Origin of the sequence: Thioalkalivibrio sp. ALE17 (assembly GCF_000425605.1) — a bacterium.
Classification (GTDB): Bacteria; Pseudomonadota; Gammaproteobacteria; order Ectothiorhodospirales; family Ectothiorhodospiraceae; genus Thioalkalivibrio.
In genome coordinates, this window is record NZ_AUDT01000004.1 from 172,576 (window position 1) to 196,800 (window position 24,225).

General features: G+C 68.8%; 22 protein-coding genes. 13 read left to right on the plus strand and 9 right to left on the minus strand.

The genetic code is table 11. From position 1 onward, the window contains the following. The first annotated feature begins 1 nt into the window (after position 1). The 6 genes from motD (at position 2) to H609_RS0105570 (ending at position 3,800) form a co-directional block, all read left to right on the plus strand. The gene (motD, locus tag H609_RS0105545) at positions 2 to 904 is read left to right on the plus strand and encodes a flagellar motor protein MotD (protein ID WP_028484504.1); all 903 of its coding nucleotides are present in this window, start codon (positions 2 to 4) and stop codon (positions 902 to 904) included. Beyond that, the gene (locus tag H609_RS0105550; RefSeq protein ID WP_028484505.1) at positions 901 to 1,701 is read left to right on the plus strand and encodes a ParA family protein; all 801 of its coding nucleotides are present in this window, start codon (positions 901 to 903) and stop codon (positions 1,699 to 1,701) included. The genes motD and H609_RS0105550 overlap by 4 nt, the downstream gene beginning before the upstream one ends. Next, positions 1,698 to 2,390 (plus strand): chemotaxis protein CheW, encoded by a 693-nt coding sequence (locus H609_RS0105555; RefSeq protein WP_019558018.1) that lies wholly within the window; start codon positions 1,698 to 1,700, stop codon positions 2,388 to 2,390. Before H609_RS0105550 ends, H609_RS0105555 begins: the two co-directional genes overlap by 4 nt. A gap of 128 nt (positions 2,391 to 2,518) precedes the next feature. Continuing rightward, a complete protein-coding gene (locus H609_RS0105560; RefSeq protein ID WP_018866270.1) occupies positions 2,519 to 2,977 on the plus strand; it encodes a chemotaxis protein CheW in 459 nt (152 codons plus the stop codon). A 63-nt stretch (positions 2,978 to 3,040) separates the two neighbouring features. Further along, the gene (locus H609_RS0105565) at positions 3,041 to 3,226 is read left to right on the plus strand and encodes a hypothetical protein (RefSeq protein ID WP_018866271.1); all 186 of its coding nucleotides are present in this window, start codon (positions 3,041 to 3,043) and stop codon (positions 3,224 to 3,226) included. 148 nt (positions 3,227 to 3,374) lie between these two features. Further along, positions 3,375 to 3,800 (plus strand): DUF2802 domain-containing protein, encoded by a 426-nt coding sequence (locus H609_RS0105570; RefSeq protein WP_018866272.1) that lies wholly within the window; start codon positions 3,375 to 3,377, stop codon positions 3,798 to 3,800. Here H609_RS0105570 and H609_RS0105575 read toward each other — a convergent pair. Both H609_RS0105575 and H609_RS0105580 read right to left on the minus strand, forming a co-directional pair. After that, positions 3,795 to 4,166 carry an EscU/YscU/HrcU family type III secretion system export apparatus switch protein gene (locus H609_RS0105575; protein WP_018866273.1) on the minus strand — a complete coding sequence of 124 codons (372 nt, stop codon included), beginning with the start codon at positions 4,164 to 4,166 and terminating at the stop codon, positions 3,795 to 3,797. The genes H609_RS0105570 and H609_RS0105575 overlap by 6 nt on opposite strands. Before the next feature lie 3 nt (positions 4,167 to 4,169). Continuing rightward, positions 4,170 to 5,234 carry a flagellar hook-length control protein FliK gene (locus H609_RS0105580; protein ID WP_081659422.1) on the minus strand — a complete coding sequence of 355 codons (1,065 nt, stop codon included), beginning with the start codon at positions 5,232 to 5,234 and terminating at the stop codon, positions 4,170 to 4,172. A 345-nt stretch (positions 5,235 to 5,579) separates the two neighbouring features. Here H609_RS0105580 and H609_RS0105585 point away from each other — a divergent pair, with 345 nt between their 5' ends. Then, on the plus strand, positions 5,580 to 6,071 hold the full coding sequence (locus tag H609_RS0105585) for a low molecular weight protein-tyrosine-phosphatase (RefSeq protein WP_026279202.1): 492 nt from the start codon (positions 5,580 to 5,582) through the stop codon (positions 6,069 to 6,071). A gap of 127 nt (positions 6,072 to 6,198) precedes the next feature. Here H609_RS0105585 and H609_RS0105590 read toward each other — a convergent pair whose 3' ends face one another. Then, entirely contained in the window at positions 6,199 to 9,165 is a 2,967-nt protein-coding gene (locus H609_RS0105590; protein ID WP_028484507.1) for an Rne/Rng family ribonuclease, read from the minus strand. A gap of 435 nt (positions 9,166 to 9,600) precedes the next feature. Here H609_RS0105590 and H609_RS0105595 point away from each other — a divergent pair, with 435 nt between their 5' ends. The 3 genes from H609_RS0105595 to H609_RS0105605 are packed head-to-tail and all read left to right on the plus strand — an operon-like array spanning position 9,601 to position 12,255. Next, on the plus strand, positions 9,601 to 10,584 hold the full coding sequence (locus H609_RS0105595; RefSeq protein ID WP_018879086.1) for an RluA family pseudouridine synthase: 984 nt from the start codon (positions 9,601 to 9,603) through the stop codon (positions 10,582 to 10,584). After that, positions 10,581 to 11,276 (plus strand): HAD family hydrolase, encoded by a 696-nt coding sequence (locus H609_RS0105600; RefSeq protein ID WP_018877374.1) that lies wholly within the window; start codon positions 10,581 to 10,583, stop codon positions 11,274 to 11,276. Before H609_RS0105595 ends, H609_RS0105600 begins: the two co-directional genes overlap by 4 nt. Positions 11,277 to 11,289: 13 nt before the next feature. Continuing rightward, positions 11,290 to 12,255 (plus strand): S49 family peptidase, encoded by a 966-nt coding sequence (locus tag H609_RS0105605; RefSeq protein ID WP_018866279.1) that lies wholly within the window; start codon positions 11,290 to 11,292, stop codon positions 12,253 to 12,255. A 15-nt stretch (positions 12,256 to 12,270) separates the two neighbouring features. On the opposite strand, the gene H609_RS0105610 is transcribed toward H609_RS0105605, so the two are convergent. The 5 genes from H609_RS0105610 to H609_RS0105630 all read right to left on the minus strand — a co-directional run bounded on the left by H609_RS0105610 (position 12,271) and on the right by H609_RS0105630 (position 19,004). Beyond that, the gene (locus H609_RS0105610; protein ID WP_018866280.1) at positions 12,271 to 12,948 is read right to left on the minus strand and encodes a CsiV family protein; all 678 of its coding nucleotides are present in this window, start codon (positions 12,946 to 12,948) and stop codon (positions 12,271 to 12,273) included. Then, complete coding sequence (mfd, locus tag H609_RS0105615; RefSeq protein WP_028484508.1) at positions 12,949 to 16,419, minus strand: transcription-repair coupling factor; 3,471 nt, start codon at positions 16,417 to 16,419, stop codon at positions 12,949 to 12,951. A gap of 249 nt (positions 16,420 to 16,668) precedes the next feature. Next, positions 16,669 to 17,565, minus strand: a complete 897-nt coding sequence (locus H609_RS0105620) for a carbon-nitrogen hydrolase (RefSeq protein WP_028484509.1) — start codon at positions 17,563 to 17,565, stop codon at positions 16,669 to 16,671. Positions 17,566 to 17,586: 21 nt separating this feature from the next. Then, positions 17,587 to 18,660, minus strand: coding sequence for an agmatine/peptidylarginine deiminase (locus H609_RS0105625; RefSeq protein ID WP_028484510.1), 1,074 nt, complete (start codon positions 18,658 to 18,660; stop codon positions 17,587 to 17,589). Then, positions 18,657 to 19,004, minus strand: coding sequence for a hypothetical protein (locus tag H609_RS0105630; RefSeq protein WP_051077444.1), 348 nt, complete (start codon positions 19,002 to 19,004; stop codon positions 18,657 to 18,659). The genes H609_RS0105625 and H609_RS0105630 overlap by 4 nt, the downstream gene beginning before the upstream one ends. 123 nt (positions 19,005 to 19,127) lie before the next feature. Here H609_RS0105630 and H609_RS0105635 point away from each other — a divergent pair, with 123 nt between their 5' ends. Together H609_RS0105635 and H609_RS0105640 are read left to right on the plus strand one after the other, a co-directional pair. Then, positions 19,128 to 20,378: a lipoprotein-releasing ABC transporter permease subunit gene (locus H609_RS0105635; protein ID WP_018877378.1), complete on the plus strand. Its 1,251-nt coding sequence runs from the start codon at positions 19,128 to 19,130 to the stop codon at positions 20,376 to 20,378. After that, positions 20,371 to 21,090 carry an ABC transporter ATP-binding protein gene (locus tag H609_RS0105640; RefSeq protein ID WP_028484511.1) on the plus strand — a complete coding sequence of 240 codons (720 nt, stop codon included), beginning with the start codon at positions 20,371 to 20,373 and terminating at the stop codon, positions 21,088 to 21,090. The genes H609_RS0105635 and H609_RS0105640 overlap by 8 nt, the downstream gene beginning before the upstream one ends. A gap of 19 nt (positions 21,091 to 21,109) precedes the next feature. On the opposite strand, the gene H609_RS0105645 is transcribed toward H609_RS0105640, so the two are convergent. After that, complete coding sequence (locus H609_RS0105645) at positions 21,110 to 21,697, minus strand: DUF2062 domain-containing protein (RefSeq protein ID WP_018866287.1); 588 nt, start codon at positions 21,695 to 21,697, stop codon at positions 21,110 to 21,112. A gap of 215 nt (positions 21,698 to 21,912) precedes the next feature. On the opposite strand from H609_RS0105645, the gene H609_RS0105650 reads away from it, so the two are divergent. Next, positions 21,913 to 24,225, plus strand: coding sequence for a DNA internalization-related competence protein ComEC/Rec2 (locus H609_RS0105650; protein WP_051206755.1), 2,313 nt, complete (start codon positions 21,913 to 21,915; stop codon positions 24,223 to 24,225).

Sequence of the window (24,225 nt, forward strand, 5' to 3'; positions counted from 1 at the left end):
CATGGCGCGACGCAAGCGGGCGGAGGAACATCAGAATCACGAAGCATGGGCCATTCCTTACGGGGACCTGGTCACGCTGCTGCTTGCGTTCTTCGTCGTGATGTACGCGATCTCGTCGGTGGATGATGGCAAATATCGCGTGCTGTCGGAGTCCCTGGTGGATGCCTTCCGGGCGCCCATGCAGGCGGAGCCCATTCAGGTGGGGGATCCCACCGTGGCACGCGACCGCACCCCGCAGGATCTCCGCGCACTGGTGCCGATCGAGGTCCAGCCGGGGCTGGTGGAGGACGGTCCGCAACCCATCGACATGGCCTTGAGCGGGATGCTGGACGACAGCCCCGACGACGCCGGCATGCAGGCCTTTCTCGACGAACTGGCGGAGACCGCCCGCGAGATCGAACAGGCCATGGCGCAGTGGATCGACCAGGGCGACCTGCGCGTGACCCGGGAGGCCTACTGGCTGGAGATCGAGATCACCAGCCGCCTGCTGTTCCCGTCCGGGTCGGCGACGCTGAACCCGGAGGCCGCGGCGTTGTTGCAGGAAGTGGGGGGCATCCTGGCCCCGCGGGTGTCGCGCGTCCACGTGGAGGGGCACACCGACAACGTCCCCATCCAGACGGCGGTCTATCCTTCCAACTGGGAGCTCTCGTCGGGACGCGCCGCGGCGGTCGTCAGCGTGTTCGAGGAGACCGGGGTGGACCCCGAGAATCTGGTGGCCCTGGGGTATGGCGAACACCGACCGGTGGCCAGCAACGAAACGGCGGAGGGCCGTGCCGAGAATCGGCGCGTGTCCATCGTGGTCTTGCCCGGGGCGCGGCCACGCGCCGAGGGGGCGCAGGAACCGGAGCGCCTGCGCGAGGATCTTCCGCCCGCGCCGCTCCCGACGGATGGAGACACACCATGAAGGTCTGGGCGGTGGCAAACCAGAAGGGCGGGGTGGGCAAGACTACGACCACCGTAACGCTGGGCGGCCTGCTCTCCGGTCCGGAGCAGCGTGTGCTGCTGGTGGATGTGGATCCGCATGGTTCGCTGACGGCCTATTTCGGCCACGATCCGGAAACCGCCACGCGCGGGGTGTACGAGCTGTTCAGCCAGTGCGCCGAAGGGGCCGACCCGAATCCCAACGGGTTGATCCGCGAGACCCGCTTCCCGGGGCTGGATCTGCTGACCGCGAGCACCGCCCTGGCCACTCTGGACCGCCAGCTGGGGACGCGCAGCGGCATGGGCCTGGTGCTGAGGCATGCGCTGGAGAAGGTCTCCGACCAGTATGACTACGTGCTGCTGGATTGCCCGCCGATGCTGGGTGTGCTGATGGTGAATGCGCTGGCGGCCTGCGACGAGCTGCTGGTGCCCGTACAGACGGAATTCCTCGCCCTGAAGGGGCTTGAACGGATGATCAATACCCTGAAAATGGTACAGAAGTCGCGCAAGGCCGAGCTGCAGTACCGGATCATCCCCACGCTTTTCGATCGCCGGACACGCGCCGCGCACGAGGCCCTGGCCGAGCTGCGCCGGCTGTACGGGGACGACGTGTGGCCCGGGGTGATCCCGGTGGACACGAAGTTTCGCGATGCCTCCAGCGCGGGTCAGCCGCTTTGCTTCATGATCCCCGATGCGCGCGGCGTGCTCGCATACTCGGACCTGCTGGAGGCGATTGGCGGGCAGCTGTCCGAACCCCATGAACGGAGGCGGCGCGGATGAAGCGATCCACAGTCGACAACCTGGCCCTGAAGGCGGAACCGGACGCGCTGGACGACTATTTCGGCAGCCTGCTCGACGAACCGGAACCGGTGCGGACGCTGTTGCGTCAGGATCTGCTTGAACCGCCCGCGCCGGTGGCGGAAGCCGTTCCGGAGGTCGACACTTCGACGTCGGTTGGGGAGCCGGAGGTGGCGCCTGCCGCGACACCGCCCGCACCGCCCGACGATCCGGCGGAGCGGGACTACCGGCGCCCCGAGGAGCCGTTCTCCGCGTTGGTGATCGAGGCCGGCAACCTGACGCTACTGGCGCCACTGCACGCACTGGGCGGCGTGGCCCCGCTGGACAGCCTGGAGGTGCGACCGACCCCGAATCACTCCGTCTGGTACCTTGGGCTGGCCGATACCAAACAGGGCCGGGTGCAGCTGATCGACCTGGCCGCGGTGGTGACGCCGGAGGACCGCGAATACGAGCCGGATACCGCCCGCCAGGTCGTGTTCCTGGCCGGCTCCCGCTTCGCCCTGGCCTGCCGGGCGATCCACGGGACCCGCGTGATCCAGCCGGACTCGCTGCGCTGGCGCAGCCACCGGCGGCGCCTGCCGTGGCTGGCCGGGGTGGAGCGCGAGAAGATGGCGACGCTGCTGGATCTCGAGGCCCTGGACCGGACCCTCGACGAGGGCGGCTGGGACTGATGCACCCCGCGCGGCACTCAAGCCTCGCGGCGAGCGGCCGATAACCCGGTCAGGAAGACACCACAGGGCGAAACCCGCCTGCACGGAACATCGAGGACGACATGAGCAGCGCACAAGACGTAGAAGCCATGGCCAAGGCCGACACCGCTCCGTATGTGACCTTCAGCCTCGCGGAGGAAACCTACGCGATCGATGTCCTGCAGGTTCAGGAGGTCCTCAAGGTCACCGAGATTGCGCCGGTTCCCGGCGTTCCGGATTACATCCTCGGGATCATCAACCTGCGCGGCAATGTCGTGACCGTGATCGACGCGCGGCGGCGCATGGGGCTGGACGATCGCGAATCCGACGAGGCCTCGCGGATCGTGATCATCGACGTGGACAACCAGAACGTCGGGATCCTGGTGGACTCGGTATCCGAGGTCGTGCGGATCGCCCCGGATGCGGTCGAGCCGGCGCCGGAGGTCGGCAACGATGACAGCAGCCGTTTCATCCAGGGGGTCACCAGCACCGAGGAGGGGCTGACCATCCTGGTGGACCTGAACAAGCTGCTGTCCGACGAGGAGTGGGCGCAACTGCGCGAACTGTAGCGCGGGCGTCGGGTCCAACTCCCTGAACAAGCGGGCCATTGGGCGCAAGCCGGGAGGTGAGCCATGGTCGACGAGTTTCAGCCGGATCGCACGGTCCGGCCCGTGCATACCACCGTTCCCGGTCGCCGTCTGAGCGACGATCACGACCGCGACCCGGTCTTTCGGCCCGCGGTGCGTCCGACCCAGCAGCGCCCGCCACGCAAGGAGGAACGCGGCAAGCGGCGGGGTCTGATCGACGATTACGCCTGAGACCTCCGTCCGCGCGCGCCGCTGCGAGAAATCCGCAAACCCGGGCTGATCGCGCTCCGGCAATCGCGCTGCGCTGGTCAGGCGCCCACGATTCACGCGACAATCACCGGGCCCGGTATTCAGGAGAGTGCGCGCAATGGGAGAGGGAATGGTGATCTGGCTGGTCGCGCTGATCGCGCTGCTGGCGACCATCGTGGCCGCATTTTCCGTGGGGCTGGTGATCCTGCTGCGGCGCCAGCTCGCCGCCCTGCGCCAGGACTATCAGCGCCAAGCCACCTCGGTGATGGCGTTGCAGGGGGCCATGAAGGCCCTGTCCGAGGGTGTAGCCACCCATGGCCAGGCCCAGGCCTCCGTGCAGCGGGCCCTGGAACGCCTGCATGACCAGCACAGCGAGTTGCGGGCCCGCGAAGGGGACAGCGGTGCCTACGAGCAGGCCATTCGTCTGATCCAGCAGGGCCTGGGGCGCGAAGAGGTGCGCCGGCGCTGCGGGCTCACATCCACCGAGCTCGACCTGCTTTTCAGCCTGCACGGGACCGGCACGGCGGCGCCAACGGGTTCTAGCGGGCGTTCATGATTCCGGCTCGGGCCCGCCGCCCGAGCGTCCCCGGCTGCGCGATGCATCCCGATAGCCACCGGCGCGGTCATCGGGGGTAATGCCCGCCAGGAGAAAGACGAAGGCGAGAATCTCCGCCACCGCCACGTACAGTTCCTCCGGGATCTCGCTCCCGACGGGGATCTGCGCCAGCGCCTCGCTGAGGGCCGGGTCCTGATGCAGCGGGATGCCGTGCTCCTCGGCGATCCGCAGGATGGCCTCGGCGGTGGCTCCCGATCCACTGGCCGTGATCTTCGGCGCCCGGCGCCGATCCCATTCCAGCGCAACCGCCCGCTCGGGCGCCCCGTCGCGCCCGGCCTTCCGCTCTCCGGTGTCCCTGCGTGCCACCGTTCAGGCCTGCTCGTCGAGCATACGGTGGGTGCCCGGCGGCCGCGGCTCGGGCTCCACCTCGCCCTGGCGGACCGACAGCCCTGTGACCGTCAATTCGCGCTCGTCCAGACGTTCGCGCAGCTGGGGCAGTTCCTGCCGCAGGCGCGCGACCGTCTCGGGCTCGCTTGCGGTGAAGTGCACGTTAACGCCTGCTGTGCGGGCGGCCGCTGCCACGCGCATCGGTCCCAGGTCCCCGATATCCAGGGTCAGCACGATCGACCAGGGAGGATCCGGCTCCTCGTCGGTAGGCGACTCGCGCTGGATCTCGCCGAAGACGCCGTGCACGGCCTGCTCGCTGCGTAGCGGCAGCTCGAAGAACCAGCGGCTGTTCCCGGGTTCGTCGCTGGCGAAGGACTGCAGCGACTGGAGCTGCAGGGAGGTGACGCGCTTCAGCAAGCCTTCCAGCAGCCCCGTCAGGGCTGGCAGGGCGGGTGCGTTCGCAGGCGTCGCGGGGGCCGGCGGGGCCGCCGCGGGGCGGGCTTCGCCTCCCTGGCGGAGCTGATCGGCCGCGCGCAGCAACTGGGCCTTGAGATCGGCGGCCAGGGGATGGGCCGGGCCCTGGCCCCGGGCCGCGAGCCCCAGCATGGCCTCCATCCAGAGCCCGGATTGCTGAACCTGCTGGCGCAGGCTTTCCGGCTGTGACAGCTGTGCCGGCGTCGGGAGGAGATCGACAAGACGCTGGAGCGCCGGCGGTAGCGGCGCCACCGCTCCGGTGGCCTGCGTTGGCGGTTCGCCGCGTGGCGCTCCACCGGCGGGTGGTAGCAGCGCTTGCAGGGTAGGGCCCAACGGGCGCGCCCCGGGGAGGTGCTGGCGGAGTTCCTGTCCCAGCCACTGTTGAGCGGGACTGGCCGACGGACCAAGCCCGGCGGGTCGCGGGCCGGCGCGGTCCAGCGGCAGGGGTAGCAGACGCACCTCCAGGCGCGGCTCGGTCCGGGTGATCTCGGCGAGCATCACCGGCGGGCCCGAGCCACCCGCGGGGCGATTCACCAGTGCATCGGGCAGGGCGCCGGCCAGTTGTGCCGTCATCAGCGCAGGGCTCGCCGTAGGTCGCGCTGCCGCTCCGGCTGTCCCCGCGGTATTCGCGCTGGGTCCCAGACGCAGGCGCACGCTGCGATCCGGGAGGACATCCAGAACCCGAACCTCGATACGGGCCCCAACCTGGAGGCTCGTGGCTTCACGACTCCCGGCACCCCCGGTCAGGGCGCCGGGGGATGTCCAGCCGGGGATTCGCGGGCCGCCAAGGTCGACCATGACCACTTCCTGAGTTTAAAGGCTCAGCATCGCACACCGCGGGGCCGGGCATGAAACGAATCCGCCGGCGCATTCCGGTTTGGTATCCTGCGTGTTTTGATGATCGGGATGACGATGGAGATGGCGAAGATACGTGTACTGATGGTGTGCCTGGGCAACATCTGCCGTTCGCCCATGGCGCACGGGGTGTTCGCGGCGCGCATCCGCGAACACGGGCTGGAACACGCGATCGAGGTGGACTCGGCCGGGACCGCGGGCTATCACGTGGGTGCCAAGCCCGATCGCCGCGCAAGCCAGGAGGCGCGTTCGCGCGGCTACGACCTGGATGATCTGCGCGCACGCCAGCTGGAGCCGGAGGACTTCCTCGAGTTCGACTACATCCTGACCATGGACGACGCGAACTACCGCAACGCCGAGGCGATTCGTCCGCCCGAGGCGCGGGCCGAGTTGCTGCGGTTTCTGGACTTTGCCCCGCAGTTCGATGAACACGAAGTCCCGGATCCGTACTACGGCGGAGACGAGGGCTTCGTGCACGTCATGGATCTGGTGGAGGCGGCCGCCGACGGGCTTCTGGCCCACATCCGCGAGCGTCACACGCTGAAGGCCTCCTGAGCCGACCCCGGGACCGTAACGCCTGATCGCGATGATGGGAACGGGTCCGGGGATAGCGGAGCCGGACCCACAAAGAAAGGGCCCGCCGAAAGGCGGGCCCTTTTCGATTGGAACCGGCTGGTTCCGTTCAGTCGTTGCCCTTGCGCTCCGTGTCGCCGGCCGTGGTGTCGGCCGGTTCCGGGGCAGGCTTGGGCGTCGAGACGCGTTCGGCCTTTGCCTCGTCGGGCTTCGACGGGGCAGGGGCAGAGGATGCGGCGGCTTCGTCGCCGGACCCTTCCGGGGTCGGTTTCGAGCGCGCGCTCTTCGCCGTGGCCGGTGCCTCGGTCGACTCCTTCGGCGTGGCTTCGCCCGGGTCCGGGGTCGCTTCGCCGGCTCCCGTCTTCGCGGCACCACGCGGCCGACGCTTGGCCGGGGCCGGGCTGTCGGCCTCCGGTTTCGGTGCCGCCTCGGCACTGGGGGCGGGCGCGTTTTCCGACTTTTCCGGTTTCGCTGCGCCCTGGCTCTCGCTTGAGGCCGGGCTCACATCCCCGGTCGGGTCGGCATCGGCGCCGGGCTTGCGGCCGCGTCCACCGCGGGTACGACCCTTGGCTGACGGCGCATCCGCCACACTTTCATCGCTGTCCGCTTTCGCCGGTGTTCGCTCCGGTGCAGCGTCCGGCGAGGCGGGGGTCGATTCGGTTTGCGGCTGCCGACCGCCCCCTGACGGGGCGTCCTGGGGCTTCCCGGAGGCCGGGGCGGAATCGGCAGGCGTGGACGCGTCCCGACCGGACTCGGTGGCGTCTGCATCCCCCGACGTGCTCTGGGTGCCATCGCCCCCGGTGTCGCCGGCATTGTCACCGGAGCGGCTACGGCCACCGCGACGACGGCCTCCACGGCGGGAGCGGCGGGACCGCGTACGCCCCTTGCTGCCGTCGTCCTCGTCGGATTTCTCGGGACCCTTGCCCGCGGGGGCACCGCCGGTGTCGCCGGTCGCGGGTTGATCCTGATCTCGCGCAGGCGGCTTCTCCGCCGGCTTGCCGTTGCCCTTCTTGTCACCGGCGATCTTGTCAGCAGCCTGGCCCTCGCCGCCCCGGCTCTCGGCCGCGGGTTTGGTCGCATCGCGGCCCGGACCCTTGTCGGCCTCGCTGTCCTTCTTGCCGCCGCGCCGCGAGCGACCCTTGCCGCCATCACCCTTGTCGGCCCTGGCGTTATCGGACTTGGCGCCATCGGCCTTGTCGGGGCCGCCCTTGCGCCCATTGGTGCTGTCGCCGCGCTTGTCGCCGGACTTGCGGCTGCCGCTGTCGGCCTTTTTCCGGGAGCCGCCGCGCGCGCCGCCACCCTTGCCGCCACGGTCGCGGCCGCCTTCCTTGCGACGACCTTCCGATTGTTCCTGTTCCTGGTCGGATGCGGGCGCGGCATTGGGGAACAGCGAGGACCAGATACGGGCAAAGAATCCCGGCTGTGTGACCGGCTCCGACGGTTCGGGGGCCATGGGTGCGGCTTCGCTGACGGGGGCGGGCCCGGTCATCTTGACACCCTGGACCAGCGGCTTCTCGACCTTGCTGCGGCGTTCCTGATGCGGATCGCTGTCGTCCTCGACGATCTCCACGAGTTCGTGCGAGCCGCGGTCGCTGATGGCCTCCTCGCGTTCGTCACCGCGCACGCGACGGACCTCGAAGCGCGGGGTGAGATACTGCGGGTTCGGGATGATGCTGATGTCGACCTGGTGGCGACCCTCGATGTCGGTGATCGACTCGCGTTTCTCGTTCAGCAGGAAGGTGCCCACGTCGACGGGAACCTGGGCCATCACGAGCCCGGTCCGGTCCTTCATGGCCTCTTCCTCGATCAGACGCAGGATCGACAGCGCCAGGGATTCCACGCTGCGGATCTGGCCGTGGCCCTCGCAGCGCGGGCAGGTGTTCTGGCTGGATTCCCCAAGGGAGGAGCGCAGCCGCTGGCGCGACATCTCCAGCAGTCCGAAGCGGCTTATGCGCCCGACCTGAACCCGGGCGCGATCCATCTCCAGCGCCTCGCGCAGGCGGTTCTCGACCTCGCGCTGGTGCTTGTTGGCGTTCATGTCGATGAAATCGATCACGATCAGACCGCCCAGATCGCGGATGCGCAGCTGGCGCGCGACCTCTTCGGCCGCCTCCAGATTGGTGTGGAAGGCGGTCTCCTCGATGTCGCCGCCCTTGGTGGAACGGGCCGAGTTGACGTCGATGGAGATCAGGGCCTCGGTGTGATCGATCACCAGGGCACCGCCGGAGGGCAGGGTGACCTCGCGGTCGAACGCGCTCTCGATCTGGCTCTCGATCTGATAGCGGTTGAACAGCGGGACCGGGTCATCGTAGCGCTTGAGCTTGCGCAGGCTGTTCGGCATCACCAGGCGGACAAAGTCTTCCGCCTGCTGGTAGACCCCGTTGTCATCGATGATGACCTCGCCCACGTCGTTGCGCATGTGGTCGCGCAGGGCGCGGATGATGACGTTGCTTTCCTGATGGATGAGTGCCGGGGCCTTGGCCTTGTCCGCGGCCTCGGTCACGGCGGCCCACAGGGCGGTCATGTAGTCGAGGTCCCATTGCAGCTCCTCGGTGCTGCGCCCGACGCCGGCGGTACGGGCGATTACGCCCATGCCTTCCGGCATGTTGAGCCCGGAGAGGGCATCGCGCAGGGAGGCGCGATCCTCGCCTTCGATGCGGCGGGAGACGCCCCCCGCCTTCGGGTTGTTGGGCATCAGGACCAGGTAGCGGCCCGCGAGGCTGATGTAGGTCGTCAGGGCGGCGCCCTTGTTGCCGCGCTCTTCCTTCTCGACCTGGACCAGCAGTTCCGTGCCTTCCTTCAGGAATTCGCGGATCGGCTTGTCACTGTCGGCGGGGGCGCCAGCGGCGGTATGGGCAATCTCCTTGAACGGGAGGAAGCCGTGGCGATCAGCACCAAAGTTGACGAACGCGGCCTCCAGGCTCGGTTCGACTCGGGTGATCTTGGCCTTGTAGATATTGGCCTTCTTGCGCTCTCGCGAGGGCAGTTCGATATCCAGGTCGTACAGCCGCTGGCCGTCGACCATGGCGACACGCAGCTCTTCCGGCTGCGTGGCATTGATCAGGATGCGTTTCATGCAATGGACTCGGTAGGGCGTCCTGGCGTCCGGCGGGGAACCGCGGGACCCCGGGTGCGGCGATCGAGCGGCGGCACGGCAACGCTTGCGCACGCGTGCTCGCAGCGGCGGCGCGTAGCGAAAGCCAGCGCGCCAGCCAGGTGTTCACCAGCAACCACGGGATCAGTCGCCTGCTGGAGGCGGAGCCGGGGAGACAGGACTGGGTTAGAAGAAATAGCGTCACAGTGTCGCTTTGCGGCGATGGCCCTTCGACCGGGAGCTGTCGAAAGCTCGTGGGTCGAAGTGGCGGGTGATTCGAGGCGCGTTGCCGGCAACTCGCAGCAACGTACCGTGCGCCAATGTAGGGCATAACCCCCCGTATGGGCAAGTTTTTTCGGCCGCGGGAACGCCGCGTGCAGTAGCCCGGGAAGCGCCGCTCCGGTAGCATCCCGCGCCATGAATGCAAGGCGTGAACCCTCCGGCCCGCGCAGCTTCCGGGTCACCGAGCGTGGTGACGGGCAGCGGCTCGACAACTTTCTGCTCCGCGAACTCAAGGGCGTGCCCAAGGGGCTGATCTATCGCCTGGTACGCCAGGGCGCCGTGCGCGTCGACGGACGCCGGGCCAAGGCCCACAAACGCCTGGCGGCGGGCAACGAGGTTCGCGTGCCCGATCTCGATCGGCCGGAAGCGGCCGCCTCGGAGATCCCGCCGAAGGTGCTGGATCGACTGCGGCGGGCCATCATCCACGAGGATGACGACCTGCTGGTGCTGGACAAGCCCTCGGGCCTCGCCGTGCACGGCGGCAGCGGGCTGGCCTTCGGCATTATCGAGGCGATGCGCCAGTTGCGGCCGGATACGGAGCTCGAGCTGGGCCACCGCCTCGACCGCGAGACCAGCGGGTGCTTGTTGCTGGCGAAGAACCGCCCCGCGCTGCAGGACTTCCACGCCGCACTCCGCGAGGGCCGGGTGGAGAAGCGCTACCTGGCGTTGCTGGTGGGCCCGTTCCCGGGTGGCCAGCCCATCGAGTGTGATGCCCCGATCGCCAGCGGCCGTCAGGATGACGGCCGGCGCCGGATGCGCGCCGGCGGGGAGGCCGGGGATGACGGGCCACGGGCTCGTGCCGCCCGGAGTGTCTTTCAGCCGCTGGAGGTGCATGGCGCGTACCAGCTGGCGGAGGTGCGGATCGGGACGGGGCGCACGCACCAGATTCGCGTGCACGGCCAGGCGATTGGCCACCCGGTGGCGGGCGACCACGACTACGGCCTGCCGGATGCCAACCGCCACCTCCGCAAGCAGGGCCTGAAACGGCTGTTCCTGCATGCCCAGGCGCTGGCCTATCAGTCGGCGGACGGCGAGCGGCATGTGTTCTCCGCACCGCTACCGGACGAGCTGGGCGAGGTGCTGGCGCACCTGGATGCCGGCACCGGGGACGACGCATGAGCATCCCGCTCCTGCCGCCCGGCGACGCGGACCTGCGTCTGATCGTATTCGACTGGGACGGGACCCTGATGGACTCGCCGCGCCGCATCGTCCACTGCCTGCAACGGGCAGCGGTCGCGACCGGCGCCCCGGAGCGCGACGAGGCCAGCCTGCGCAATATCATCGGGCTCGGGGTGCAGGCGGCGGTGCAGGAGCTGTACCCGGGCGCGGACGAGGCATTCGTTCACCAGTTCACCGCCGCCTACCGCGCCTGTTACCTGGAGGCTGAAGATGCCCCGGAGACCCCGCTGTTCGCCGGCGTGCCCGAGCTCCTGAACTGGCTGGATGCGCGCGAGGTACTGCTGGGTGTGGCCACCAGCAAGTCACGCCGCGGCCTGGACCAGGCGCTGGAGGCAACCGGTCTGGCGGGCTACTTTGTGGCGACCGCCACCGGCGACGAACACCCGTCCAAGCCGAACCCGGCCATGCTCCGCTGCGTGATGGAGCGGGCGGGTGTGGAACCGGGGCGCACGCGCATGGTCGGTGATAGCGTTTATGATCTGGAAATGGCTCGCCATGCCGGTGTGCCCGCGGTGGGGATAACCCACGGCGTACATCCGCCACAGAGACTGCAGGGCGCCGAGCCGCTGGCCCTGCTGCCGAACCTGGCAGCGCTGCTGGAGGCCTTCCGGCAGGCCGAGCGTACAACCTGAACAAGGAACCACGATGGGCTGGGCAAACGAGAACAAACCGGGCTGGGAACGCGAGACACTGGAGAAGCTGGTCCAGGCACAGGTGATCGAGCAGCGTCGGGCCCGGCGCTGGGGCATCTTCTTCAAGCTGCTGTTCTTCTTTTACCTGGTCGCACTGCTGATTCTGGTGCGCGGCGGCGATATGGGCCTTGCCGGCCTGTTCGAGACCGAGCGCGAGCCCTCCGAACACGTGGCGGTGGTGGAGGTCGAGGGTCTGATCGCCTCCAGCGCGGCGGCCAACGCCGAGGATATCGCCAAGGTCCTGAACGAGGCGTTCGAGGCCAAAGGTACCCAGGCGGTGATGCTGCGCATCAACAGCGGGGGCGGCAGCCCGGTGCAGGCCGCAAACGTGCACGACGAGATCCTGCGGCTGAAGGAGAAGCACCCGGATATCCCGGTGTATGCGGTCATCGGGGACGTGGGGGCCTCGGCCGCTTATTACATCGCCGTGGCCGCGGACGAGATCTATGCCAGCCAGGCCAGTATGGTCGGCTCCATCGGGGTCCGCATGGACAGCTTTGGACTGGTGGACCTGATCGACAACATCGGGGTCGAGCGCCGCCTGTTCACCGCGGGCGAGAACAAGGGGTTCCTGGACCCCTTCCTGCCGCTGGACGAGGGCCATGTGAACCACCTTGACGGCGTACTGCAGGGCGTGCACCAGCAGTTCGTGGACGTGGTGCGCACCGGGCGCGGCGATCGCCTCGTGGAGCGGGACGACCTGTTCAATGGCCTGATCTGGACCGGGGACCGGTCGGTGGAGCTGGGCCTGATCGACGGGCTGGGCACCGACCGGAGCGTGGCCCGGGACGTGATCGGCGTGGAGAAGCTGGTGGTGTTCAAGCCGCGCCGCAGCCCGCTGCAGTTGTTGTTCGAGGACCTCGGCATGGCCGCCTTCCAGCAGTGGATGACCTGGGAATCCACGCCCCAGTGGCGCTGACCGGCCTCGGGCGCGTCAGGTCTCGTCGATGCGGGTGACGCGGGCGATCATGCCGATCACCGGGTGATCCAGGTAGAACAGGTCATCGCCGGAGTTCATGCGCTGGCTGCCGCGCACCGTGATTGCGCGTGGGGGGCGGTCATCCAGCGGCTCCTCGACGTGGTAGATGAGGTCGGTCTCCAGGTGGAGGAAGCGTCCCACCCAGATGCGCAGGCGGCCCTCCAGCTCGAAGCGCTCCTCGACGGCTTCGGCCAGCGGGCGGGGTGACAGGCCGCTCGCATCCCCGAGGGCATCGTGCACCCCCAGGCGCCGCCCCTGCTGGACCCGCAGCCAGGGGGCCGACGCATGGTCGCGCCCGGTCTGGTCCCAGGCGAGGCGGGCGATGATACGCCCAGCGCCGGAATCCTCCACGCGCCGTACCACCCGCTGCAGTTCGAAGCCGCGGCGCGAATCCCGGTAGTTCCGCCCACCCAGCTCCGATTCGCCGAACAGCGGCTCGCGCGGAGCCGCGAGCTCCATCTGCAGCCGCCGGCTCTCCTCTGTGCGGTGCTCGAAGATCACCAGTTCGATGCGGTACCGGCGCCCGGCCTGGGCGATTACCGGGCCACTCAGGCCGACCACGGGCAGTGCGGCCAGTCCGGTCAGGATCCGGCGACGCAGGGGATTCGGGGCGAGGAAGGTGTTCTTGGGCATTCAGGCGGCCTGCTGTTCGGGGCTGATGGTATCCAGTAGACGCAGAACGGCCTGCGCCCGGGCCTCCAGTGTCTCCATTGGTGCGAAGAAGCGGAAGGCCTTCTGGCCGTCCAGTTTGTACGCCTGCGGATCGGATTGCACCAGCTGGATCAGGGCCGCGATGTCCAGATTGGGACTCGGCCCAAAGACCAGACGGCCCCCGGCCGGTCCCAGTTCCAGCTTGCGGATGCCGAGCGGCGTGAGCTTCAGGCGCAGGCGGGCCGCCTCCATCAGGGCCTTGGCCGGGGCGGGGAGCAGGCCGAAGCGGTCCACCAGTTCGACCTCCAGCTCGCGCAGGGCGTCGGCAGAGGCGGCGCTGCTGATCCGCTTGTAGAGGATCAGCCGGGTATGCACGTCGGGTACGTAGTCGTCCGGGAGCAGGGCCGGCAGGCCCAGCTCGACCTCGGTGCCGGTGGCCTCGGGCCCCTCCAGCTCCGGGATCTTGCCGGAGCGCAGGGCGTTCACCGCGCGGTTGAGCAGGTCGTTGTACATCGAGAAGCCGACCTCGTGGATCTGCCCGCTCTGTTCATCGCCCAGCAGTTCGCCGGCGCCGCGGATCTCCAGGTCGTGGCTGGCGAGGGTGAAACCGACGCCCAGGTCTTCCAGCGAGGCAATGGCCTCCAGGCGCTTCTTCGCGTCGGCGGTCATGGCCTTTTCCGGTGGCGTGATCAGGTAGGCATAGGCGCGGTGGTGCGAACGGCCGACGCGCCCGCGCAGCTGGTGCATCTGCGCCAGGCCCAGCTTGTCGGCACGGTTCATCACGATGGTATTGGCGGTGGGGACGTCGATCCCGGTTTCGATGATCGTGGTGCAGACCAGAATGTTGTAGCGCCGGTGATAGAAGTCGAGCATCACCTGTTCCAGCTCGCGTTCGCGCATCTGGCCGTGCGCGATTCCTACCCGCGCACCGGGCAGCAGCTCCTGCACGCGCTGGGCGGTGCGCTCGATGGTGTTCACCTCGTTGTGCAGGAAGTACACCTGGCCGCCCCGACGGATCTCGCGCAGGCAGGCCTCCTGGATAATGGCGTCGTTCCATTCGTTGACGAAGGTCTTGATCGCCAGGCGCTCGCGCGGCGGGGTGGTGATCACCGACAGGTCGCGCAGGCCGGCCAGGGCCATGTTCAGGGTGCGCGGGATCGGGGTCGCGGTCAGGGTGAGCATGTCCACTTCGGCGCGCAGCTTCTTCAGCGCCTCCTTGTGGCGCACGCCGAAGCGCTGTTCCTCGTCAACGATCACCAGTCCCAGGTTGGAGAAGTCGAGGTTGGCCTGCAGCAGCTTGTGGGTGCCGATCACGATGTCGACCTTGCCGTCCTTCAGGCCTTCCAGCACCGCCGCCTGCTGCTTGGCGCTGCGAAAGCGCGACAGGGACTCGATACGGACCGGCCAGTCGGCGAAACGGTCGGTGAAATTCTGATGATGCTGCTGGGCGAGCAGGGTGGTGGGGACCAGCACCACCACCTGCTTGTTGTTCTGCACCGCGACGAACGCGGCGCGCATCGCCACCTCGGTCTTGCCGAAGCCGACATCGCCACAGATCACGCGATCCATGGGCCGGGTATCGGCCATGTCCGCGAGGACCGCGTCGATCGCCTGTTGCTGGTCCAGGGTCTCCTCGAACGGGAATCCCGCGGCGAAGCCGTGATATTCGGGGGTGTCGGTGGCGAAGACGGTGCCCTGTTTCGCCGCGCGCCGGGCGTGGATGTCCAGCAGTTCCGCGGCCACGTCACGCGCCTTTTCCGCGGCCTTGCGGCGCGCCTTGTCCCATTGTTCGCTGCCGAGCCGGTGCAGCGGGGCGTGCTCGGCGTCGGCGCCGGTGTAACGGCTGATCAGATGCAGCGAGGAGACCGGCACATAGAGCTTGGCGCCGTCGGCGTATTCCAGGGTCAGGAACTCGGAAGGCTGGCCGTTGAAGTCGAGGGTCTGCAGCCCGAGGTAGCGGCCCACGCCCTGTTCCTCGTGTACCACCGGGGCGCCGATGGTGAGGTCGCTGAGGTTCTGCACCACCGCGTCCGCGTCCCGAGTACTGCGGTTGCGGCCGCGGGTCTGCCGGGCCCGTTCGCCGAGCAGCGCGGCCTCGGGGGCGACCGCGACGCCCTCGGGCAGGACGAAACCCTCCCCGAGGGCGGCGACGGTGACATGCAGGCCCGCCCCGGCATCGAGGAAGGCGTCCCAGTTCTCCACTGGATGGTGCGGGACGGCCTGTTCCCGCAGCAGGGTCAGCAGGGCCTCGCGCCGCCCGGCCGATTCTGCGGTGAGCAGGACTCGCTGCTGCCCCTCGATGAACGCCTTCAGTCGCTGGGCCGGGTCTTCGCGACCCTGCTGCATCCCCAGTTCCGGGAGCGGGTCGCAGGTGAACGCGATCTCGGCGCCACGGTCCGCGGGAAGTGGTGCGGCCGGGTGGCCCATGGCCACGCCGGAGTGCACGCGCAGGGCGTTCCCGAGCTGGTCGATATCCAGATAAAGCCGCTCCGGCGGCAGCAGCGGGCGATCGTACTGGTGGCTCAACTGCTCGAAGCGATCGCGGATCTCCTGCGCAAACTCCTCCGCGGCGCCGGCGATATTGCCGAGCTGCACCACCTGGGCCTCGGGGCAGTAGTCGAATACCGTGTCCATGCCCTCGAAGAACAGTGGCAGGTAGGCCTCGATACCCGGCGGGACCAGCCCCTCGCTGATGTCGCGGTAGATCGGGTGCCGGGTGGGGTCGCCGGCGAACTGAGCCCGGTAGCGTGTCCGGAATTCGCGGATGGCCGTATCGTTCAGCGGGAACTCGTGGCTGGGGAGGATCTCCAGGCGCTCGACCTTTTCGGTGGAGCGCTGCGATTCGGGATCGAACTGGCGCAGGGAGTCGATCTCGTCATCCAGGAACTCGATCCGCACGGGCTCGTCGGCACCCATCGGGAACAGGTCCAGGATCTCCCCGCGGGCCGCGAACTCGCCATGGCTGATGACCTGCTGCACGGCGTTGTAACCGGCCTCGGCGAGATTCTCGCGCAGGGTCATGCGATCCAGCCGCTGGCCGGTCTGCAGGGAGAGCCCCTGACTGGTCAGCCAGTCGCGCGGCGGGAGACGCTGCATCAGGGTGGAGACCGGCATCAGCACAATGCCGCGTTCCAGACCGGGGAGGTGGTACAGCGTGCGCAGGCGTTCCGAAATGATGTCCTCGTGCGGGGAGAACACATCGAACGGCAGGGTTTCCCAGTCCGGCAGGCGCAGCAGCGAAAGGTCCTGGTCGCCGGCGAAAAACTCCCATTCCTCCTGCCAGCGGTCGGCGGCCTCGTTGGATTCCGTGATGACGAGCAGCGGGCGGTCGAACGCCGCAGCATTGCGGGACAGGGCGAGGGTCGCCGCCGTGGCGTTGAGTCCCGACCAGATCTCGAAACCGGAGCCGGGGAGGCGACCGGGCAGAAGCGGATTGCGCCGTTTTTCGGACATGGGCCTGCGGATCGGGGCTGCGGAAAGGGCAGCGATTATACGGATTCCGCCGCACGGGTGCGCGAGGTCCTTGTGTCGATCAAGGGCGATTCACAGGAAGCCTGGAAGGCAAGAAGGGTTTCAGGGTGAAGAAATCATGAGGACGCCGTTGCCTGACACGGCGCCTGTCGTGCCCCTGCGGCCGCTCAAATCATCCCCCTTCCAATCTTCCCTTCTTCCTGTAAACGCTTTTGTTTGCGTTCAGGGGAATCAGTCGGGGTCGATGTAGCGCTTGAGGATGGCGGCGTAGGCGTCGATGCGGCGGTCGCGGAGGAAGGGCCACTGGCGACGCACGGCCTCGGTGCGGCCGCGATCGAGCTCGACAGCGAGGATCTCCGGCGCGTCCTCGCCGGCGCGGGCCAGGAACTCCCCCTGGGGACCGGCGACGAAGCTCGTGCCCCAGAAGGTTGCGCCGGGCGAATGCCCCGAGGGGTCGGGCTCGTGGCCGGTGCGATTGCAGGCGATCACCGGGAGGTTGTTGGCCACGGCGTGGCCGCGCTGGACAGTGATCCAGGCCTCCTGCTGGCGACGCTGTTCCTCCGGTGTGTCCTGCGGGTCCCAGCCGATCGCGGTCGGGTAGATCAGGACCTCGGCGCCGGACAGCGCCATGATGCGCGCAGCCTCGGGATACCACTGGTCCCAGCAGACCAGGACGCCAAGCCGGCCGACGGAGGTGTCGATGGGCACAAAGCCGGTATCGCCCGGCGTGAAGTAGTACTTCTCGTAGTAACCCGGGTCGTCCGGGATGTGCATCTTGCGGTAGGTGCCGACCTGGCGGCCGTCGGTTTCGAAGACCACGGCGGTGTTGTGATAGAGCCCCGGGGCGCGCCGCTCGAACAGGGAGCCGACGAGGACCACGCCGTGCTCTCGCGCGATCGCCGCCAGGCGTTCGCTGCTGGGACCGGGGATCGGTTCGGCCGCATCGAAGGTGGCGAGATCCTCGGTCTGGCAGAAATAGGGGCCGGTATGCAGTTCGGCCAGGACCACCAGGCGGGCACCGTTCGCCGCGGCCGTAGCCACGGCCGCAGCGGTGGCGTCGAGGTTGGCCTCGACGCTGCCGGCGTCCTGGTGCTGAATCAGGGCAACGGACAGGGTGTCACGGGACATGATGGGGACTCGGGCTGGCGGTTATTCCTGCGGGATGCCGAGGGCGGCCGCGGGATACTGCATGGTCAGGCAGTGAAGGCTGCCACCCTGACGAATAATGGGGCGGCAGTCGATTTCCACGATCTCGCGTCCCGGAAAGGCCTCGGCAAGCCGGTCCCGCGCGAGGGCATCCGCGGCATCGTCATACACCGGCAGGAGGACGGCTCCGTTCAGGATCAGGAAATTCGCATAGGTCGCGGCCAGTCGCCGGCCATCCTCGAAGATCGGGGCGGGCCAGGGCAGAGGGATCAGGCGGTAGGGTTCGCCGGACGGCTGCCGCAGGGCCCGTAGCTCCTGTTCCATTGCCTGCAGTTCCGGGTAGTGCGGATCCTGCGGGTCGTCGCACTGGACGTAGGCGATGGTGTCCTGCGCACAGAAGCGCGCCAGCGTGTCGATATGGGCGTCGGTGTCGTCGCCCTCCAGCTGGCCGTGTTCCAGCCAGAGCACGCGCCGGGCCCCCAGCCATCGGGCCAGGCTTTGCTCGATGCCTGCGCGATCCAGCTGCGGGTTCCGGGTGGCGGACAGCAGACAGCGCGCGGTGGTCAGCAGGGTGCCGGCGCCGTCCGATTCGATGGAGCCTCCTTCCAGGACCAGACCGGTCGGCTCCGGCACGCAGCTCCCGAAGACGCCCTGGCTCGCGAGGGCCCGGGTGATGCCGTCGTCGAGGTCCGCGGGATACTTGCCCCCCCAGCCGTTGAAGGTGAAGTCCAGCAGGCGCGGCTGGTCGCCATCGAATACGGTGATAGCGCCATGATCGCGCGCCCAGGTGTCATTGCTGGGGGCCAGCGCGAACCACAGGCGATCCGGACGGATCGCGGTCTCGGTGAGAAAGCCGGAGATCTCCTCGATGTGTTCAGGGTCGCGCGCGACGATAATCACCGGTTGGTACTGGCTGATGCTCGCCGCGATCAGCGCGAACACCGGATGCACCTGTTCCAGGGCCGGGGCCCAGTCGGTGTCATCATGCGGCCAGGTGAGCTGGATCGCGCCCTGGGGCTCCCATTCGGCCGGGAGCCGGCGTTGCGTGACTGCCGGGGCGGTTTCCCCGGTGCTCATGGACGATCGGCGCTGGATCCGTTGCGCACGGCGCTGTGCAGGACGTATTCGCCCTCGAAGACCACGGAGAAGTCGGCGTAGTCCCAGCGCGTAATCGGCGGATCGCCCACCGTGGTATGGCGTCGCTCGGGCTCGCCGTGCTGGCGGATTACCGCGGCCTGGGTCTGGCCACGGGTGGGAACCCCTTCGCGTTCCTTCACGGTGAATCCACCATCGGGACTGCGCAGGATGTCGGCCGATGCAGTCGCCATGGCCCCGGCAAACAATGCCAGGACGAGGGCGCTGGCGACGGTGCGCACAGTGGTCTTCGGGGTGGGGTTAGAGGCGTTGCATTTCCCTGGCATGGCCGACTCTCCGTTTGCTGGACAGGCCCATGGTAGCGTCTAGCGTGACGCCATGCCTCCCCTCCCTCAACGCAGGTCCGCCGGGCTATAGGCGCGAACGGGTATCTCTGGCATGATTTCGCGATGTTTCGCCCCCTGACCCTCGCCATCGGCCTGCGCTACACGCGCGCGAAGCGGCGCAATCACTTCATCTCGTTCATCTCGGTGGTGTCCATCATCGGGCTGGCCCTGGGCGTGATGGCGTTGATCACGGTGCTGTCGGTGATGAACGGGTTCGAACGCGAGTTGCGCGACCGCATCCTGGGCATGGCCTCGCATGCCACAATCCGCGAGGCCAATGGCGGGCTGCGGGACTGGGAACGCCTGCAGCGCGAGGCCCCGGAGATCGACGAGCGCGTGGTCGCGGCCGCGCCGTATGTCCAGGGCGAGGCCATGCTGAGTGCGCGCGGGAATATCTCCGGGGCACTGATCCGGGGCGTGGAGCCCGAGGCAGAGGAGCGCGTCGCGCGCATTGCCGAGCACATGCTGCAGGGCGAGCTGGGCAGCCTGGAGGGCGGGCGCTACCGGGTGGTGCTCGGGCGGGAACTGGCGGCCGAACTGCGCGTCCGGGTCGGCGACTCGATCATCCTGATGGCGCCCCAGGCCTCCGTCTCGCCGGCCGGCGTGATGCCGCGCATGCGCCGCTTCGAGGTCTCCGGCCTGTTCGAGGTGGGGATGTACGAGTACGACCGCGGGACGGCGTTCATCCACCTGGAAGACGCCCAGGCGGTGTTTCAGATGGGCGAACAGGTGACCGGGCTGCGGCTGCGCCTGACCGACATGATGGAGGCGGGTGTGGTGGCCCGCGACGTGGCGGCCCAGCTGGACGGGCTTTTCCGGGTGTCCGACTGGACACGCCAGCACGCCAACCTGTTCCGCGCGATCCAGATGGAAAAGATGGTGATGTTCATCATCCTGTCGCTGATCGTCGCGGTCGCGGCCTTCAACATCGTCTCGACCCTGATCATGCTGGTCACCGACAAGCAGGGAGACATTGCCATTCTGCGTACGCTCGGGCTGTCGCCGGCGGGGATCATGGTGATCTTCATGGTCCAGGGGGTGGTGATCGGGGCGATCGGGATCCTGCTGGGCACCATCGCCGGGGTGTCGCTGGCCGCGAACATCGACGTGGTGGTCCCCTTCATCGAGCGGGTCTCCGGCATCGAGTTCCTGTCCGCCGAGGTGTACTACATCAGCGACCTGCCCTCGGAGCTCAAGCTTGCGGATGTGCTCCGGGTCGGGGTGCTCGGCTTCCTGCTGACCGTGGTGGCCACACTGTTCCCGGCCTGGCGTGCCGCCCGCACCCAGCCGGCGGAGGCGCTGCGCTATGACTGATCACGACACCCCGGTCCTCGAGGCGGTCGGTCTGGAGCGCCGTTTCCGCGACGGCAAGCTGGACGTGGCCGTTCTCAGCGGGGTGGACTTTGCCCTGCAGCCCGGCGACCAGACGGCGATCATCGGGGCCTCGGGGAGCGGCAAGAGCACCTTGCTGCACCTGCTGGGCGGGCTGGACCGCCCGACGGCGGGGTCCGTGCGCCTGCTGGGAATGGACTGGACCCGCATGAGCGAGGCCCGACGTGGCCACCTGCGCAACCAGCACCTCGGCTTCGTCTACCAGTTTCACCATCTGCTGCCCGAGCTGACCGCGGTGGAGAACGTGGCCCTGCCGCTGCTCATCCGCGGGGTCTCCAACCGCAAGGCCCGGGCCGAGGCACGCCACTGGCTGGGCCAGGTGGACCTGGAACCCCGCCTGGAACACAAACCCGCGGAGCTCTCCGGTGGCGAACGCCAGCGGGTCGCGATCGCCCGGGCGCTGGTGACGCGCCCCTCGGCCATCCTGGCGGACGAACCCACCGGCAACCTGGATCAGGAACGGGCGGCGCAGGTGTTCGAGTTGCTGCGCGCGATGAACCGTTCCACCGGGACCGCTCTGGCCCTGGTGACCCACGACATCACCCTGGCGCGCGAGCTTGATCGCTCGGTCCAACTGGTCAAGGGCCACCTGGAGCTGCAACCGTTCGACGGTCAGCTCGCCACGCACGAATAGACCGCGTGTCTCTCTCGCTTCAGGCGCCCCGGTCATCCGGCGGGCGGCCATCCCGCCGCGCGGCCGCCTGGCGTTCCGCCATTTCCTTGCGCAGCCGTCGCAGGTAACGCCGGCTGCGCACGCGCTGGACGACGTTCAGCCGCCACAGGAAACGCACCAGCAAGTACCCCGAGAGGCCGGCTGCCGCGCCGAGCAGGACGCTGCCCAGGAGCAGGGGCTGCCAGATCGTCAGCAGCTCCGTGGAGAACCACTCCCAGCTCCAGTCCAGATGGATGTCGCGACGCGGTTCGTCCAGTAGCTTGCGCCCGATCGTGTAGGCCAGATACAACATGGGCGGCATGGTGACCGGGTTGGAGATCCAGACCAGGATCACCGAGATCGGCAGATTGACGCGGACCAGCACGGCCACGGCGGCCGCGATCAGCATCTGCATGGGCAATGGCAGGAAGGCCACGAAGAGCCCGACGGCAAACGCACCAGCCACGGAGCGGCGGTTCAGATGCCACAAATCCGGCGAACCCAGGCGCGGCCCCAGCGGGGCGAGCGCCTTGTGCCCGCGCATGTGTTCCATGCCGGGAAACATCTTTTTGATGATGTGTCTTGCCATGTACCGGGCTGCCGATGGTCCGTCGTGCGTGGGTGCGCCGCCGCGCACCTGCCGTGCATTCTCGCCGCTATTGTACGTGCGGGACCATGGTCGGCGGGGCAAGCCAAATCCGGTCCGGCCATGGCGCCCGGTCAACGAGGCCTTTTGTGACGGGCTTTGCCCTCGGGCTGATCGCGGCGGCGTGGGGCCTTCACCGGCTGCCCGAACCGGTTCCGCTGATGCCGGGACCCATACTGGCCCTGTTTCTGGCCGCCGCGGGCGTCAGACTCGGCCTGCGGCGCCTCGGCTATCCGGGCCTCTGGCCCTGGACGCTGGCGCTGGGTGCGCTGCTCGCCTGGGGGCTGGTCCAGCAGAACGCGGACACCTGGCTGGAACATGCGCTGCCTCCCGCCCTGGCCGGGGAGGAGGCCACCGTGTTCGCCACGATCATCAGTCTGCCGGAACATGGCGAACGTCGCAGCCGTTTCCGGATACGGGTGGCCGCGACCCGATCGGGACCGGAAGCGTTTCGGGCGCGCGAACTGCTGGTTTCGACGTACCCCGCGCGCCCCGATCTCGAGGCGGGATCGCATGGCTACATGACCCTGCGCCTGCGGCCGGCCCGGGGGCCGGCGAATCCGGGTGGGTTCGATCGTGCCGGCTGGTACTACCGCGAGGGCCTGCATGGATCCGCGACACTGCTCGACTTCGAGGCGTTAGAGGACGCCCGGGCACCCCGGATTCAGGACGCCCGCTGGCGGGCCGGGTTGCATCGCATGCGCGGTGCGCTGCGCGAGCGCCTGGAACAGGCGGCCCCGGGGCTGCGCCACCCCGGGCTGGTGCAGGCGCTCGTCATCGGCGACCGGCAGGGCATGACCGACGAGGAGTGGCAGGCCTTCCTGCGGACCGGGACCAACCACCTGATGGCGATCTCGGGCCTGCATGTCGGCCTCGTCGCCGGGTTTGTCGGATTGCTCGCGGGGCTTGCCTGGTCCGGGCTCGTCCCGGTGCAGGCGCGGATACGCAAGCCGGCCTTCATGGCGCTGGCGGGCCTCGCCGGGGCTGCGCTCTATGCCGCGCTGGCCGGCTTCAGCATTCCGACCCAGCGCGCGCTGATCATGCTGGCGGCTTTTATGGCCGCGCTGTTGTGGCGGCGCGAGGCGTTTGCCTGGCGCGGACTGATGCTGGCGGCGATCGCCGTGGTGCTGTGGCGGCCGACCAGTGTGCTGGCTCCGGGCTTCTGGTTTTCCTTCGGCGCCGTGGCGGTGATTCTTCTGCTGTTGCAGGGCCGTTCGGGCCGTCCGGGCTGGCGCGCGGCCGGCAGCATTCAGGTGATGCTCGCGCTGGCCATGCTTCCCCTCAGCCTGGCCTGGTTCCAGCTGGGGTCCTGGGTGGCGCCCGTCGCCAATCTGGTGGCGGTGCCGGTGATCAGCCTGCTGGTGCTGCCCTTGTTGCTGGTCGGGGCCGGTCTGGCGGCATTGTGGGCACCGCTCGGCCAGCCGTTCCTGCATCTCGGCGACGGGATCCTGATGCTGCTGGTCGGGCTACTGGACGGCCTTTCGCACGTGCCCGTGCTGGTGGACGAGCGGCGGGTGCCGCTGGCGGCCAGCCTCCTGGGCGGGGTCGCGGTGCTGGTCGCCTTGCTGCCGCGCCTGCGCCTCGCCGCTCCGTGGGTGGTGCTGGCCGGCATCGCCCTGGCCCTGCCCATGCGTCCGCAGATCGATGCGGGCAGCGTACGGGCGCTTCTGCTGGATGTAGGGAACGGGCAGTCGCTCTTGCTGCAGACCCGCCACCATGCGTTGTTATGGGATGCCGGTCCCGGGCGCGCCGGGGGCTACAGCGCGGGGGATCAGATCGTGATTCCGAGCCTGCGTGCGGAGGGGGTACGCCGCCTGGACCGCATGATCCTGAGCCACGAGCATGCCGCGCATTCCGGCGGGGCCGCCGCCGTACGCGCGACGCTACCTGTGGGCGAGGTCCTGCGGCGCCGCCCGCAAGGACCCGGGGAACGGCCCTGCGAGGCAGGCGAGGTCTGGGAATGGGATGGCGTCGATTTCGAGATTCTCCATCCACCCGCCGGCTGGGACGGGAGCGCCTCGGCCTCCTGCGTGCTGGCGGTGGAGACGGCTGGCGGTGTGCGGCTGGTACTGACCGGCGGGCTCGGCGGCCTGGGCGAGGCCGTGCTGATGCAGGAAGGGGCGGAACAGCGAAGCAGCGACCTGCTGGTCGTGCCCCGCGGGGCCGGCGCCGACAGCCTGAGCCGCGGCTGGCTGCAGGACGCCCGCCCCGCCATGGCCTGGGCCAGCACCGATGCGCAGGGCAGGGGGCTGGCCGGCGCGGCACGCCAGCGCCTGGACAGGGCCTGCGTCCCGCTGCAGGAGACCGGCCGCCAGGGGGCCCTGCGGCTTGAGGCGGATACGGAACTGAAGGTCGGGCCCGGCCACCGGGCGGGTTCCCGGCGGTTGTGGCGGCCCGCGCCAGACGCCGGAGCGCCCCTGCCGCCAGGCTGTCCGCGCGGGCCCGAAACCGCAGGCGGGCTGGTAGAATGA